Below are 14,707 nucleotides of genomic sequence, written 5' to 3'. Positions count from 1 at the left end.
GGAGGGGGTGGACGCCTACGATATGTCCTTCCTCTTCCTGATCTCCGCGAACACCTCGGCATCGCTTGCCGTCTCCATACCCAGCCCCTTGCGTATCGCGGGGTCGTGCGGGCGCAGGAACGGGTTGGTCGACAACTCCTCGCCGATCGTCGTCGGCAGCGTCGGCTTGCCCTGCGCGCGCAGCGCCTCGATCTTCGCCACTCGTGCCTTCAGCGCCGGATTCGTCGGGTCGATGGTCAGCGCGAATCGGGCATTGGAAAGCGTGTATTCATGTCCGCAATAGACGGTCGTTGCGGTTGGCAGGGTGGCAAGCTTCCTGAGCGATTCGTGCATCGTCTTCGGCGTGCCTTCGAACAGCCGTCCGCAGCCGAGCGCGAACAGCGTGTCGGCGGTGAACGCCACGCCCGACTTTTCGAAGACATAGCTCACATGCCCCGCCGTGTGCCCCGGCGTCTCGATCACTCGCACGCGCTCCTCGCCGAAGGAGAGGTCGGAGCCTTCCTCCACCGTCTCGTCGATGCCGGGAATCTTGCCTTCCTCCGCCTTCGGCCCGACGATTTTCAGCTTGAACCGCGCCTTCAGCGCCTGATTGGCCTCGACATGGTCGGGGTGGTGATGGGTCACGAAGAGCACGCTCGGCGCCCACCCGGTCCGCTCGATCGCCGCGAGGATCGGCCCTTCCTCAGGCGCGTCGACCAGCCCGACCGCCCCCGTCGCCTCGTCGCGGATCAGGATGCCGAAATTGTCGCTGCGGCACATGAATTGCTCGACTTGCAGTCCCATGAAGATCGTTCCTTTCCTGTTGGGGGAACGATAAGGCCGCGCATTTGCAATGTCACTTCCGGCGGTTACCTTGTCGCCATGAGAAACGACATCGTCGATCTGCGCGCCTTCTACGCCACCATGCTCGGCAAGCTCGCCGAACGGTCGATCGCGATGGGCATCTCGTCGGTCTGGGCGAATCTGAGTCGCGAGCGCCTCGTCGGCCTCGGCTATGCACTGCCCTGGCTGGAGCGGTTCGGCACCGATGCCGACCGCGTCTTCGCCTTCATGCCAGCCCAGCAGGGTTCGGTTCCGTGGCCTGCCGGCAAGCCCTGCACGACCGCCCTGGTCTTCGAGGAGGAATTGCCGCTGCACGATTCCTCGGTCGACCGCATCCTGCTCGTCCATGCGCTCGAACATGCCGAGAACCCGCGCGAAATGCTGGTCGAGATGTGGCGCGTGCTGGCTCCCGGCGGCCGCCTGGTGCTGGTCGTTCCCAACCGGCGCGGCGTCTGGGCGCGCATGGAGCATACGCCCTTCGGCACCGGCCGTCCGTTCTCTAGGGGGCAGCTTTCGAGTCTGCTGCGCGACGCGAATTTCACACCCGGCCCATGGTCCGATGCGTTGCATTTCCCGCCGATGGAACGTCGCTTCATGATGCGGCTCTATTCGCTTCTGGAGCGCACCGGCCGGAGATTCTGGCCGGTCTTTGCGGGCGTGCTGGTGGTCGAGGCGCAAAAACGCGTCTATCAGGGTCTCCCAGTCACCCAGCGCGCCTCACGCCGGGTTTTCGTGCCCGTCCTGTCGCCGCAGGGCGCCGGTGCGGCACGGCTGCGGCGCGACGTTCAAAACACCGCCGCGCCCTGATCCGCGTGTCCGGCGACCTGCCGGAAATTCTCGAACAATTCGCGCCCGAGCCCGAACGCGTTCGCCGAAAGATCGGGCAGTTCGACCGTTCGCGCCGCCAGTTCCGCCGCATTCACCTCGACCTGCAATGCGCCGGCCTCGCCATCGACAAGCACGATGTCGCCGTCGCGGATCCTGCCGATCATGCCGCCGTCGAGCGCCTCGGGCGTCACATGGATTGCCGCCGGCACCTTGCCCGATGCGCCCGACATGCGCCCGTCGGTGACGAGCGCGACCTTGTGGCCGCGGTCCTGCAACACGCCCAGCACCGTCGTCAGGCGGTGAAGTTCCGGCATCCCGTTCGCCTTCGGCCCCTGGAAGCGCACGACGGCGACGAAATCGCGGTCGAGTTCGCCGGCCTTGAACGCCGCGTTGAGCGCCTCCTGGCTGTCGAACACCTTGGCCGGCGCCTCGATCACGCGTCGCTCGGGCTTGACGGCGGAAGTCTTGATGATCGCCGCGCCGAGATTGCCCTTCAGCACCTTCAACCCGCCCGTCGGCTGGAACGCCTTGGGGAAGGGCGCCAGCACCTTGTCGTTGCCGCTGACGGCCGGCGCCGGCTCGCGCGCGACCGTGCCGTCTGCGTTCAGCTTCGCCTCGACGGCATAGGGCCGCAGCCCTTCGCCCCAGACCGTCTGCACGTCCTCATGCGCGAGCCCCGCGTCGAGCAGTTCGCGGATCAGGAAGCCGAGCCCGCCCGCCGCATGGAAATGGTTCACGTCGGCAAGCCCGTTCGGATAAACCCGCGCAAGCAGCGGCACGACGTCGGAAAGGTCCGAAATGTCCTGCCAGGTCAGCTTGATGCCCGCCGCCGCCGCCATCGCGATCAGGTGTATCGTGTGGTTTGTCGAGCCGCCCGTCGCGTGCAGCCCGACGACGCCGTTGACGATCGACCGCTCGTCGATCATTCGCCCGACCGGCGTGAACTCGTTGCCGAGCGCGGTGATCGCCAGCGCGCGCTTGGCCGCCTCGCGCGTCAGCGCGTCGCGCAGCTTCGTGCCCGGATTGACGAAGGAGGAGCCGGGCGTGTGCAGCCCCATCATCTCCATCAGCATCTGGTTGGAGTTCGCCGTACCGTAGAAGGTGCAGGTGCCCGGCCCGTGATAGGATTTCGATTCCGCCTCGAGAAGTTCGGCGCGCCCGACCTTGCCCTCGGCGTAAAGCTGACGCACGCGCGCCTTCTCGTCGTTCGGCAGGCCCGTCGTCATCGGCCCCGCCGGCACGAAGATCGCCGGCAGATGGCCGAAGGTGAAGGCGGCGATGGTCAGCCCCGGCACGATCTTGTCGCAGACGCCGAGATAAAGCGCGGCGTCGAACATGTTGTGCGAGAGGCCGATGGCCGTCGCCATCGCGATCACGTCGCGCGAGAAGAGCGACAGTTCCATCCCCGGCTGGCCCTGCGTGACGCCGTCGCACATCGCCGGAACGCCGCCCGCCACCTGCGCCACGCCGCCGGCTTCCCGCGCGGCGTCCTTGATCAGTTGCGGATAGGTCTCGAAGGGCTGATGCGCCGAGAGCATGTCGTTATAGGAGGTGATGATGCCGAGATTGGGCACCACGTCGCCGGCCAGCGCCGCCTTGTCGGACGGCCCGCAGGCCGCAAAGCCGTGGGCGAGATTGCCGCAGGAAAGCGTCGAGCGATGCACCCCGCGCGAAATCTGCGCCTCGACGCGCGCCAGATAGGTTTCGCGGCTGCCCCGCGAGCGCTCGCGGATGCGGTCCGTAACGGCGGCGACGGTCTGGTGGAGGCTCATGATCGCTCGACTTTCTATGGCGCCCAGTAGGTGACGACAGGTGTCTCGGTGGCGGCAAGAACGGCCGCGACGGGAAGCTTTTCGGCGGCCGCGCGCTCCAGCACGCCCCGCTTCTGCGCCCCCTCGATATGTAGGAAAACCGCACGCGCTTTGCAGATGGCGGCAAGCGACAACGTCAACCGCGCCTCTCCCGCACTCGGCGCATGAACAGGCAGCACGAGGTTCACGATTGTCGTTTCCTCGCCCCCCTCCGGGGGGAGAGGTGGCTCGGGCATAGCCCGAGACGGAGAGGGGCCCCTCAACATCTCCGCAATCCCCACCGCGTCCGGAAACAGCGAAGCCGTATGCCCATCCGTCCCCATGCCGAGCACCAGCACATCCACCGGCATCAACCCGGAAACCGCCTCGCTCGCCCGCTCCGCCGCCGCCTCGACGCTCTCCGCGCCCGAATACATCCCGACGAACCGCGCCTCCGCCGCCTGTCCGACCAGCAGCTTCTCGCGCACCAGCTTCTCGTTAGACCGATCCGAACCCGGCGGCACGAACCGCTCGTCGACCAGCGTCACGATCACCTTGCCCCAGTCGATCGCCGCCTTCGACAACTCGCCGAAGAACCGCACCGGCGTCGTCCCGCCCGAAACCGCCAGCACCGCCCGCCCGCGCGCGGCGATCGCATCCGTCAGCCGGCCCGCGACATCCGCCGCCAGCGCCTTCGCCACCGCATCCGAGTCGGCGAATTCGCGCATCAAATGCTCTCGTGCCAGGTCCGCCCGTCGCGCTCGATCAGCGCGATCGAGCCCGATGGTCCCCAGGTCCCCGACGTATAGCCCTGTACGCCCTGCTGGTTCTCGTCCCAGGCTTCGAGGATCGGGTCGATCCAGCGCCACGCGGCCTCCACCTCGTCGCGGCGCATGAACAGGGTCTGGTTGCCGCGCACCACGTCCATGATCAGCCGCTCATAGGCGTCCGGATTTCGCACGTCGAACGCCTGCGCGAAGCTCATGTCGAGCGCCACGTTGCGCAGCCGCATTCCGCCCGGTCCGGGGTCCTTGATCATGATGAACTGCTTGACGCCCTCGTCGGGCTGGAGCCGGATCACGAGCTGGTTGGCGACGACGTTGCCGGCGCTTTCCTCGAAGATCGAATGCGGGATCGGCTTGAACTCGATGACGATTTCGGACACGCGTTCGGCGAGCCGCTTTCCGGTGCGCAGATAGAACGGCACGCCCGCCCAGCGCCAGTTCTCGATCTCCGCCTTGATCGCGACGAAGGTCTCCGTCCCGCTGTCCTCTCCGAGTTCGTCGGCATAGGATTTGACCGCGCCGCCCGCCGATGCACCGGCCTTGTATTGCCCGCGCACCGTGAGCTTGGGCGCATCGGTCCCGTTGACGCGCTTCAGCGCGCGCAGCACCTTCAGCTTCTCGTCGCGCACCGCGTCCGCGTCGAGCGCCGCCGGCGCTTCCATCGCGACGAGGCAGAGAAGTTGCAGCATGTGGTTCTGCACCATGTCGCGCAGCGCGCCGGCCTTGTCGTAATAGGAAACGCGGCCTTCGAGCCCGACGGCCTCGGCCACGGTGATCTGCACATGGTCGATATGGGCCGAGTTCCACAGCGGCTCGTAGAGCGCGTTGGCAAAGCGCAGCGCCATCAGATTCTGCACCGTCTCCTTGCCGAGATAATGGTCGATGCGAAAGATCTGCTGCTCGTCGAAGACGCGGCCGATGGCGTCGTTCAGCGCCTTTGCCGAGGCCAGATCGCGCCCGATCGGCTTTTCGACGATGATCCGGCTTGAAGGCGTCACCAGTCCGGCTTTCTCCAGATTGGCCGCGATGTCGCCGAAAAGCGCCGGCGCGACCGCGAGATAGAAGGCGCGGATGCGCTCGCTTTCGCCCATCGCCTCCTTCAGCCGGTCGAAACCGTCGCCCGATTTCGCATCGACATGCACATAGGCGATGCGGTTTAGGAATCGCTCGGCCTGTTCATGGTCGATGTCCGCCGCCGGCACATGCTCGGCAATCGCCTTTCGCGCGAACTGGCGAAATTCATCGTCGGAAAGCTCGGAACGCGAGGCGCCGAAAATGCGCGTCGGCTCGGAAAACTGCCCCGCCTTCTGCCGCTGGTAGAGCGCGGGCAGAAGCTTGCGCTCGGCAAGGTCGCCGGTGCCGCCGAAGACGACGAAATCGAAGGGCTCGACGGGAATGGTCGTGCTGGTCATGCGTTCAAGGCTCGCTGCTGTCGTTCCGTTTCGTATACTCTAATCGATTTAGATTGGCCAGCCCCCACCCGAATCGTTCCCGCTTTGCCCTTTTCGCATTTTGGCCTATCTGTCAGCCAAAGGCAGCACGCAGCCTGCCGCTGAAACGGGAGCTTCCATGCACAAGGTCGCCATCACCGGCACGGGCATCTTCACGCCGCCGCAGACCATCTCCAATGCCGAACTGGTCGCATCCTACAACGACTATGCGACGCGGCAGAATGCGGCCCATGCCGGCGAGATCGAGGCCGGCACGCGCGCGGCGATGCCGATGTCGAGCGAGGAGTTCATCGTCAAGGCGTCCGGCATCGAGAGCCGCTACGTGATGGACAAGGCCGGCATCCTCGACCCCGAAACCATGCACCCACGCCTGCCCGAGCGCTCCGACGACGACATTTCCATCATGGCCGAAATCGCGCTCGATGCGGCGAAAAAGGCGATGGACGAGGCAGGACTGACGGCGGCCGACATCGACGCCGTCATCTGCGCCGCCTCCAATCACGAGCGCGCCTATCCGGCCATCGCGATCGAGGTGCAGGAAGCGCTCGGCATCAAGGGCTTCGCCTTCGACATGAATGTCGCCTGTTCGTCGGCCACCTTCGGCATCCAGGCCGCCGCCGACATGATCCGCTCCGGCTCGGCCCGCGCGATCCTGATGGTCAATCCCGAGATCACGTCGGGCCATCAGGAATGGCGCGACCGCGACTGCCATTTCATCTTTGGCGACGTCTGCACCGCCGTCATCCTCCAGCGCCTCGACGATGCGACGTCGAAGAACGCCTATGAAATCCTGTCGACCCGCTGCCTGACCGAGTTCTCCAACAACATCCGCAACAATAACGGTTTTCTGCGCCGCACGCGCGAGGGACACATGGAAGACCGGCGTGACATGCAGTTTCGTCAGGAAGGCCGCAAGGTATTCAAGCAGGTCGTGCCGATGGTCGCCGAACTGATGCTGACCCATCTCGCCGACGAAGGCATCGCGCCGGGCGAGCTTTCACGCCTCTGGCTGCATCAGGCCAACAAGGGCATGAACGACATGATCGGCGCCAAGGTCATGGGCCGCGAGCCGACCCGTGCCGAGCAGCCCAACGTCCTCCAGGAATTCGCCAACACCTCCTCCGCCGGCTCCATCATCGCCTTCTCGCGCCACTCGGCCGACTTGCCGGTCGGCAGCCTCGGCGTCATCTGTTCCTTTGGCGCGGGGTATTCGGCCGGCAGCGTGATCGTGCGCAAGACAGGGTAGGGGAAGCGCCGCGCAACGCGAAACCCGCCATTCGGTTCATCAGCTTGCGCTAAACTCTTTGTGACTGACAAACCGCGAAACTGCCGAAACTTCGCCGGCGAAACCTTCGTGACTATTTGCGACTGGGGCAGAAACCCAGCCCGAATTTGAAACAGAGAAAACGAAGGGAATACGTCATGAAAACCGTTCTGATCGCCACCGCCGCCATCCTCGTCTCCGGCTCGGCATTCGCCATGCAGCAGGGTCCTGTCAATGTCGGCAATTACGACGCCAGCGTTCAAAGCCAGTTCGACTACAACACCGAATATCAGGGTCCGTTCACCTTCGGCACCCGCGACACGATGACGACCGCCTCGATTGCCGAGGAAGCCGCCTGGGCCGCGCCGGAAGCCCGCAGCGAGATGATCTTCGAGGACAAGAGCGGCCGCTAAGCCCTCCGTCTGCGCACACCACAAAAGCCGCCCGCTCGCCGGGCGGCTTTGCATTCAAAGGCGGTCCCTCAAGGCATACCAGTTGAGCGCCAGGAACATCAGCGGCGCCCGCAATGCCCGTCCGCCCGGAAATGCCGGGATCTTCAGCTCTTCGAACAGCTTCAGCCGGTCGCGATTGCCCGCCACCGTCTCGGCATAGAGTTTGCCCATGAAGTTCGACAGCATGACGCCATGGCCCGAATATCCGCCGGCCGAGATCACGTTCGGCATGACCTCGCGGACATAGGGCTTGCGCGGCATGGTGATGCCGACATAGCCGCCCCATTGATGGGTGATCTCGACATCCTTCAGCGACGGATAGACCTCGGCGATCTGGCGCCGGATGTGGTCCGCAATGCCCTTCGGATCGCCCGTCGAATAGATTTCGCGTCCGCCGAACAGGAGCCGCCCGTCCACCGATTTGCGGAAATAGCGCACGACGAAGCGCGAATCGTCGACGCTCTCGCCGCCCGGCAGCACCGGACTGTCGTCGCCGAGCGGCACGGTGGCGCCGATGAACGAGCCGATCGGCATGATATGCGCCGCGCTCTTTTCTTCCAGATTCCCGCCATAGGCGTTGACGGCGATCAGCGCCTTCGCGGCCGTGATCGTGCCGCGCGGCGTGGTGATCGCAACCTTGCCGCCGCCGCTCTCGATCTTCGTCGCCGGCGTGTTTTCGTGCAGCTTCGCGCCCGCCGCAGCCGCCACGCGGGCCGTGCCGACGACGAGCTTCAGCGGATGAATGTGCCCCGTCCCGGTGTCGCGGATGCCGCCGACATAATGCGTCGAGCCCAGCCGCCGCGCCGTCTCGTCGGCGTCCATATAGGTGATATGCGGATAGCCGAACCGCTCCGCCATCAGCGCCGGATGTGCCTGATAATCTTTCAAATAGCGCTTCTTGTGGACCACCGACATCTGGCCGGGCTGAAAGTCGATCTCGATCCCGTTCGTCTCGGCGAACTCCAGGAGATGCGCCTTTGCCTCTTCGGCAAGGTCGAACAGCGCCTTTGCCCGCGAGAAGCCGAGTTCTTCCTCATATTCCTCGGCCCACGCCCGCTGCCCGGTCCCGAGCTGCCCGCCATTCCTGCCCGACGCCCCGTCGCCGAAGCGATGCTGGTCGATCAGGACGACATTCGTCCCCGCCTTCGCCAGATGCGCCGCCGCCGACAGCCCGGTAAAACCGCCGCCGACGATCGCGACATCGGCCGTCACGCTGCCGTCGAGCGGCGCATATTCCGGCCGCTCGCCCACCGTCGCCTCATACCAGGAGATGCCGGGGGAGATGGGGGATTGGTATTGCTGGGTGTGTTCAGTCAAAATCTTCGGGCCACTCGCGCGCGCCGTGCATCACGGCCAGAATTTCCACATCGTCACGCAATCTATAGGCGACGACGTATCCGATATCGGGCAGGACAAGTTCACGCGTGCCCTGAACCCTGCCGTTCCGTCCGATTTCCGGTGTTTGCGACAGGTGCCCGGTCCGGTCGAGAATGCCGTTGACCAGCTTGACGCCGCCGCCGGATTTCGCTCGGCGATATAGTCCTGCATGGCATCGAGGTGTGCAAGCGCGGGCAGGGTCCATCGAACGGTCTTCACGCGTCGCGATACTTGCTGCGCACACGCTCGAGATCCGCTTCGGAGGCGAATTCCCCACTGTCGGCAGCCTTGATTCCGGCGGCCACCTTGTCGGCGAAGCGCTCCTGCCATTCGAGCGAATGGCCTTGCTCCAGCGCCTCGGCGATGATCTGCGATTCGGAGAGACCGGTTCGCTTCGCGATCGCCGCCACGCGCCGCCTCGTATCGGCTTTGATATCGACCTCGATGTTCATCGAACCATCTTCACCATGAGATGCCCGAACGTGCCATGCCGTCTCTACACATTCAACAACAGATACTCGCGCTCCCATGGGCTGATCACTTCCATGAAGGTCTCGAACTCGGCCTTCTTGATCGCCGCATAGGTCGAGATGAACTGCTCGCCCAAAATGCCCTGGAGATCATCGTCGCCCTCGAAGAGCTCGACCGCCTCGAGCAGCCCGCGCGGCAGCTCGATCTCGTCCTCGTTGACGCTCGATCCGGTCGGCGCGTCGCATTTCGTCTCGCGCAATATTCCGATCAGCCCGCAGGCGAGCGAGGCGGCGAGCGCCAGATAGGGGTTGGCGTCGGAAGAGGGGATGCGGTTTTCGACGCGCCGCGAGGCCGAATCCGAGCGCGGCACGCGAAACGCCGTCGTGCGGTTGTCGTAGCCCCAGCGCGTGTTGACCGGAGCGGCGGACGCCTGCGTCAGCCGCCGGTAGGAATTGACGTAAGGCGCCAGCATGACGAGTGCATTGGGAATGTGTCGCTGCAATCCGCCGATGAAATTGTAGAACGTGTCGGTCTCCGAACCATCCTCGTTGGTGAAAACGTTGCGGCCCGTCTTGGTGTCGACGATCGACTGGTGGATGTGCATCGCCGAGCCCGGCTGGCCCTGGATCGGCTTGGCCATGAAGGTCGCATAGGTCTCGTGCTTCAGCGCCGCCTCGCGGATCGTGCGCTTGAACAGGAACACCTGGTCGGCAAGTTCCACCGGGTCACCGTGACGCAGATTGATCTCGAGCTGGCCCGCGCCTTCCTCGTGGATCAGCGTGTCGATCTCCAGACCCTGGATTTCGGAGAAGTGGTAGATGTCGTCGATCAGTTCGTCGAACTCGTTGACGCCGGCGATGGAATAGCCCTGTCCGCCCGCGATCGCGCGGCCCGAACGGCCGATCGGCGGCACCAGCGGATAGTCGGGGTCCGGGTTCTTGCGCACGAGATAGAATTCGATTTCCGGCGCGACGACCGGCTTCAGCCCGTTGCGTTCATAGGCTTCCACCACGCGCCGCAGCACGTTGCGCGGCGTGAATTCCACCATCCGCCCGTCCTGGTGAACGAGGTCGCAGATCACCTGCGCCGTCGGGTCGCTTTCCCACGGCACGACCGACAGCGTCGAAAGATCCGGCAGAAGCTTCAGGTCGCCATCGTCTTCCGGGTAGACGAAGCCGTTGCCGTCTTCGGGATAGCGGCCCGAGATCGTCGTCATGAAGACGGCCGAAGGCAGGGCGAGCGATGTGTTGGAGGTGAACTTCTTCGACGGCATCATCTTGCCGCGCGCCACGCCCGCCTGGTCGGGGGTGATGCACTCGATGTCCTCGATGCCGCGCCATTCGAGCCAGCCGCCCGCCTCTTTCCAGTTCTTCACGCCGCGAAGGTTCTGCATGAATTGGGGAGTGCGCGTCCGCGATGCCTTGGGGGCCGCGCGGTCTTGCTTTTTGGGGGCAGGCATCAATCACCAGAAGTCGTTGAAAGTGGCCGCATTATAGCCACCGGAGCGCCGCGATTGGAAGGGTGGTCAGCTTCGCGGCGCGGCCTGTGCGATGCGCCCGGCCAGATGGCGGATCGCGGGCTGAAGCGATTCGGGCATGATCGGCTTTGCCACCACGGCGTCCGGCGGACCAAGCTCGGCCTCTTCGTCTTCGCTCAAATGCCGGCTTGCGACAAACAGGATGCCGGGCCGGCCTTTCAGCGCGCAGGCGCTGGTCAGAAGGGCATCGAGCAGATCGTCGCATTCGCGGTTCGTCGCCCCACCGTCGAGAATCACCATTCCGGGAAGGCGCTCGCGATATCGGGTCAAGGCGTCACTGACGCCGGTGGAGAAGGCTTTCAATCCACAGCGCTCCACGATCCTGGAGACGACGAGTGCGTTTACGTGGGCGGAACTGACGATCTGGACCAGAGTGCCATCGAGTCCGTGACCCATCATGGCTGGCGTGAACCCTGGCCGTTCGGGAGGAAGATTGTTGCCGTCAGTCCCTTGCATCCGCCACCGCCCGATTCGAACCATCCCGTGCCGGTTGCAACCGGCATGTCGATAGTGGTCGATTGCGGATGCATGTCAACGGGTTGCGTCAGGTGGACCTGCAATTTCAGGTTACAAGGTCGTCAGTGGCAAAGATTTCCTTAAATGCGATGCGCGCGGGCCGGTCGGGCCCGCGCGGGATGGGCGCTTTGTGCGTCAATTGCCCTTGGTGACGACGACCGGGATGAGCAGGTCGCCCCAGTTTCCCTCGCCGCCATGGTGGCGTGCCGAGCGCACCAGTTCGACGGAAACGCCGGCCTCGACCGCCTTCATCACCGACTGGTTGAGGCGGTGGAGGTCGTTTGCCACCATGCGGATGACCGCCTGCTGGTCCGCATTCATGGCCGACGACTGTTCCTCGGCCCGTTCCTTGACGCGTGTGTTCGGTGTCATGTCCGTGTCTCCTGGGTGAGAAGGGAAGGGCGGCAGTTTTCCGCCGCCCACGATTTGTTACTCGGCCGCCGGCTTGAACTGTTCGTGCTCGGTCGATTCGTGCATGGCGGTGGTCGACGACTGGCCGCCGGTGATCGCCATCGACACGGCGTCGAAATAGCCGGTGCCGACTTCGCGCTGGTGCTTGGTCGCCGTGTAGCCGTTGACCTCGGCGGCGAACTCGGCCTCCTGCAACTCCGAATACGCCGCCATCTGGCGCTCCTTGTAACCGCGGGCGAGTTCGAACATGCCGTAATTGAGCTGGTGGAAGCCGGCGAGCGTGATGAACTGGAACTTGTAGCCCATCGCGCCGAGTTCGCGCTGGAACTTGGCGATCGTCGCGTCGTCGAGATTTTTCTTCCAGTTGAAGGACGGCGAGCAGTTGTAGGCGAGCTTCTTGCCCGGATGGACCTTGTGAACGGCTTCGGCGAACTTCCTCGCCTGCTCCAGATCCGGCTTGCTGGTCTCCATCCAGATCATGTCGCAATGCGGCGCATAGGCATTGGCACGCGCGATGCAGGGCTCGATGCCGTTGCGCACCTGATAGAAGCCTTCGACCGTGCGACCCTTGTCGTGGTCGACGAAGGGCTGGTCGCGCTCGTCGATGTCGGAGGTCAGGAGCTTGGCGGCGTCCGCATCCGTGCGGCAGATGATCAGCGTCGGCGTTCCCATCACGTCGGCGGCGAGCCGCGCGGCATTGAGGTTGCGAATATGAGCCGCGGTCGGAATCAGGACCTTGCCGCCCAGATGCCCGCACTTCTTCTCCGACGCGAGCTGATCCTCGAAATGGACGCCCGCAGCGCCGGCCTCGATGAACGCCTTCATGATCTCGAATGCGTTGAGCGGTCCGCCGAAGCCGGCTTCCGCGTCGGCGACGATCGGCGCGAACCAGGTGTCGACGGACAGGCCGTTGCCTTCCGAAGTTTCGATCTGGTCGGCGCGCTGCAAGGTCTTGTTGATGCGCTTGGCAAGCTCCGGCGCGGCGTTTGCCGGGTAGAGCGACTGGTCTGGATACATTGACGAGGCGGTGTTGGCGTCGGCGGCGACCTGCCAGCCGGAAAGGTAGATCGCCTTCAGCCCGGCCCGGACCATCTGCATCGCCTGGTTGCCGGAGAGCGCGCCGAGCGCGTTGACGAAATCTTCCTCGTGGATGAGCTTCCACAGCCGGTTGGCGCCGTTCTCCGCCAGTGTGTGCTTGATCTGGACCGACCCGCGCAGGCGCTTCACGTCCTCGGCGGTATAGGGACGCTCGATGCCTTCGAAGCGGCCTTCCGGGGCAGACGGGACGAGGTTGTAAAAATCGGTCATGGCTTTCTCCACTGTGTAAATCAGGTGCCGAACCTTTCGGTTGCGGTGCTGTTTCGGATTTACATTGCGCTGCGAAAGAGAACGAGAAAATTGCGCAAAAGCTGAATTCCAATCGGGTCATGCTGTGTTGATCTTGACCTGTAAGCCGTGTAAATTTGTAAAAATTGTCAACCGGCATCCGTTGTGAAGGCGCTGTCAATGGCCGACCAGAAGATCTTCGCCGGGCCCCGCATCCGCCGCATCCGCAACGGCAAGGGCCTGACCCAGACGGCGATGGCCGAGGCGCTCGGCATCTCGCCGTCCTATCTGAATCTCATCGAGCGCAACCAGCGGCCGCTGACGGTGCAACTGATCCTCAAGCTCGCCTCCGTCTTCAAGATCGAGCCGGACGAATTGCAGGGCGAGGGGGCGGGCGCGGTCACGGCTCTTCGCGAGGCTTTCGCCGATCCGCTTCTGGCCGGCGAACTGCCCGGCGACCAGGAACTGATCGAGCTCGCCGAAGGCGCGCCCAACGCGTCGGCTGCCGTCGTCAAGCTCTACCGCGCCTATCGCGAGCAGGCCGAGCGCCTGTCGGACCTGTCGGATCTGCTCGCGCGCGAGGGCCGTGCCACCATCTCCGCCGCCCGCCTGCCGATCGACGAGGTGCGCGAGGTGCTCGAGCGCCGTGCGAACCACTTTCCGAAGATCGAGGACGAGGCGGAGGCTTTCAACAAGCTGCTCGGCGGCGAGGAGCTTCTGCCGGCGCTGAAGGAATGGCTGCGCCGCGAATACGGCATCGTCGTCAAGGTGCTGCCGGTCGCGACCATGCCCAACTGGCGCCGCCGCTACGATCGCCACTCCCAGCGCCTCTTCATTTCCGAGCGCCTTTCGCCCTTCGACCAGTTGCGCGAAGTGGCGATGGAAGCCTGCCTCATCCGCATGAACGTCGTCATCGCGGCCGAGGTGCAGGCGCTGAAGCTGTCGACCGACGAGGCCCGCCGCCTCGCAAGGTTCGAACTCGCCCGCTACGCCGCCCACGCACTGATGATGCCCTATCAGGCTTTCCACGCCGCAGCCGTCCGCGCCCGCTACGACATCGACGTGCTGCGCTCGCGTTTCGGCGTCTCCTTCGAGCAGGCGGCGAACCGCCTCACCATGCTCGGCCGCGCCACGCAGCCGGGCGTGCCCTTCTTCATGCTGGAGGTCGACCATGCCGGAAACCGCTTCCGCCGCGCCGGTGCTCAAGGATTTCCGCAGGCCCGCTTCGGCGGCGCCTGTCCCAAGCTCGCCGTCCATGCCGCCTTCGGCCAGCCGGGGCAGATATTCGTCGAGGCGGTCGAGATGCCCGACGGCGCGGAATTCCTGACGATCTGCCGCACGCTGGAAGGCCCGCAAGGCGCCTTCGCCGAGCGCCCGCGCCGCACCGCGATCTTGATCGGCTGCGACATCGGCTTCAAGGACGACCTCGTCTACGCGGTCGCACTCCCCGCCCAGCCCGGATCGGGCAAGCAACCGCTCGCCGCCGTCCCGGTCGGCCCCGCCTGCCGCCTGTGCGAGCGTACCGGCTGCCTCTCCCGCGCCGAACCCCCCGTCACCCGCCCCTTAGGGTTGGACGAAATGGTGACGGGACTGAGCGCGTTCGATTTTCAGTGATCAGTCGATGACCGCGCCGATATTGCGCCTGGGGTTCACCACATGCTCCGCGTTGCGAATTGC

Annotated in this window: 15 protein-coding genes; 4 read left to right on the top strand and 11 right to left on the bottom strand. The window is 64.8% G+C overall.

Features of this window, described 5'->3' with window-relative positions; all coding sequences use genetic code 11:
- Positions 1-15: 15 nt before the first annotated feature.
- On the bottom strand, positions 16-783 hold the full coding sequence (gene gloB, locus PZ895_RS00130) for a hydroxyacylglutathione hydrolase (RefSeq protein WP_275837005.1): 768 nt from the start codon (positions 781-783) through the stop codon (positions 16-18).
- A gap of 78 nt (positions 784-861) precedes the next feature.
- Between gloB and PZ895_RS00125 the strand changes: the two genes are divergently transcribed.
- Entirely contained in the window at positions 862-1,629 is a 768-nt protein-coding gene (locus PZ895_RS00125; RefSeq protein WP_275837004.1) for a class I SAM-dependent methyltransferase, read from the top strand.
- Here PZ895_RS00125 and edd read toward each other — a convergent pair.
- The 3 genes from edd to zwf are packed head-to-tail and all read right to left on the bottom strand — an operon-like array spanning position 1,608 to position 5,637.
- Positions 1,608-3,422 (bottom strand): phosphogluconate dehydratase, encoded by a 1,815-nt coding sequence (edd, locus tag PZ895_RS00120; RefSeq protein WP_275837003.1) that lies wholly within the window; start codon positions 3,420-3,422, stop codon positions 1,608-1,610. The genes PZ895_RS00125 and edd overlap by 22 nt on opposite strands.
- A gap of 14 nt (positions 3,423-3,436) precedes the next feature.
- On the bottom strand, positions 3,437-4,168 hold the full coding sequence (gene pgl / locus PZ895_RS00115) for a 6-phosphogluconolactonase (protein WP_275837002.1): 732 nt from the start codon (positions 4,166-4,168) through the stop codon (positions 3,437-3,439).
- Positions 4,168-5,637 carry a glucose-6-phosphate dehydrogenase gene (gene zwf, locus PZ895_RS00110; RefSeq protein WP_275837001.1) on the bottom strand — a complete coding sequence of 490 codons (1,470 nt, stop codon included), beginning with the start codon at positions 5,635-5,637 and terminating at the stop codon, positions 4,168-4,170. The genes pgl and zwf overlap by 1 nt, the downstream gene beginning before the upstream one ends.
- A 157-nt stretch (positions 5,638-5,794) precedes the next feature.
- Between zwf and PZ895_RS00105 the strand changes: the two genes are divergently transcribed.
- Positions 5,795-6,922: a beta-ketoacyl-ACP synthase III gene (locus PZ895_RS00105; RefSeq protein ID WP_275837000.1), complete on the top strand. Its 1,128-nt coding sequence runs from the start codon at positions 5,795-5,797 to the stop codon at positions 6,920-6,922.
- Positions 6,923-7,098: 176 nt separating this feature from the next.
- The gene (locus tag PZ895_RS00100; protein ID WP_275836999.1) at positions 7,099-7,353 is read left to right on the top strand and encodes a hypothetical protein; all 255 of its coding nucleotides are present in this window, start codon (positions 7,099-7,101) and stop codon (positions 7,351-7,353) included.
- 54 nt (positions 7,354-7,407) lie between these two features.
- On the opposite strand, the gene PZ895_RS00095 is transcribed toward PZ895_RS00100, so the two are convergent.
- From PZ895_RS00095 to aceA, 7 genes are all read right to left on the bottom strand, one after another.
- A complete protein-coding gene (locus PZ895_RS00095) occupies positions 7,408-8,709 on the bottom strand; it encodes an FAD-binding oxidoreductase (RefSeq protein WP_275836998.1) in 1,302 nt (433 codons plus the stop codon).
- Positions 8,702-8,974, bottom strand: coding sequence for a type II toxin-antitoxin system RelE/ParE family toxin (locus tag PZ895_RS00090; RefSeq protein WP_275836997.1), 273 nt, complete (start codon positions 8,972-8,974; stop codon positions 8,702-8,704). The genes PZ895_RS00095 and PZ895_RS00090 overlap by 8 nt, the downstream gene beginning before the upstream one ends.
- 10 nt (positions 8,975-8,984) lie before the next feature.
- Positions 8,985-9,221: a transcriptional regulator gene (locus tag PZ895_RS00085; RefSeq protein ID WP_275836996.1), complete on the bottom strand. Its 237-nt coding sequence runs from the start codon at positions 9,219-9,221 to the stop codon at positions 8,985-8,987.
- A 44-nt stretch (positions 9,222-9,265) separates the two neighbouring features.
- On the bottom strand, positions 9,266-10,699 hold the full coding sequence (locus PZ895_RS00080) for a glutamine synthetase family protein (protein WP_275836995.1): 1,434 nt from the start codon (positions 10,697-10,699) through the stop codon (positions 9,266-9,268).
- A gap of 66 nt (positions 10,700-10,765) precedes the next feature.
- Positions 10,766-11,176 carry a response regulator gene (locus tag PZ895_RS00075; RefSeq protein ID WP_275836994.1) on the bottom strand — a complete coding sequence of 137 codons (411 nt, stop codon included), beginning with the start codon at positions 11,174-11,176 and terminating at the stop codon, positions 10,766-10,768.
- A gap of 252 nt (positions 11,177-11,428) precedes the next feature.
- Positions 11,429-11,665, bottom strand: a complete 237-nt coding sequence (locus PZ895_RS00070; RefSeq protein WP_024588397.1) for a hypothetical protein — start codon at positions 11,663-11,665, stop codon at positions 11,429-11,431.
- A 57-nt stretch (positions 11,666-11,722) separates the two neighbouring features.
- A complete protein-coding gene (aceA, locus tag PZ895_RS00065) occupies positions 11,723-13,012 on the bottom strand; it encodes an isocitrate lyase (RefSeq protein ID WP_275836993.1) in 1,290 nt (429 codons plus the stop codon).
- 198 nt (positions 13,013-13,210) lie between these two features.
- Here aceA and PZ895_RS00060 point away from each other — a divergent pair, with 198 nt between their 5' ends.
- On the top strand, positions 13,211-14,644 hold the full coding sequence (locus tag PZ895_RS00060; RefSeq protein ID WP_275836992.1) for a helix-turn-helix domain-containing protein: 1,434 nt from the start codon (positions 13,211-13,213) through the stop codon (positions 14,642-14,644).
- Positions 14,645-14,707 lie beyond the last annotated feature (63 nt).

The sequence above is a fragment of the Mesorhizobium sp. YIM 152430 genome, assembly GCF_029210365.1.
Lineage (GTDB): Bacteria > Pseudomonadota > Alphaproteobacteria > Rhizobiales > Rhizobiaceae > Aliihoeflea.
Note: the sequence above shows the minus strand (reverse complement) of the source record. Positions and strands in the feature narration are given on the sequence as shown.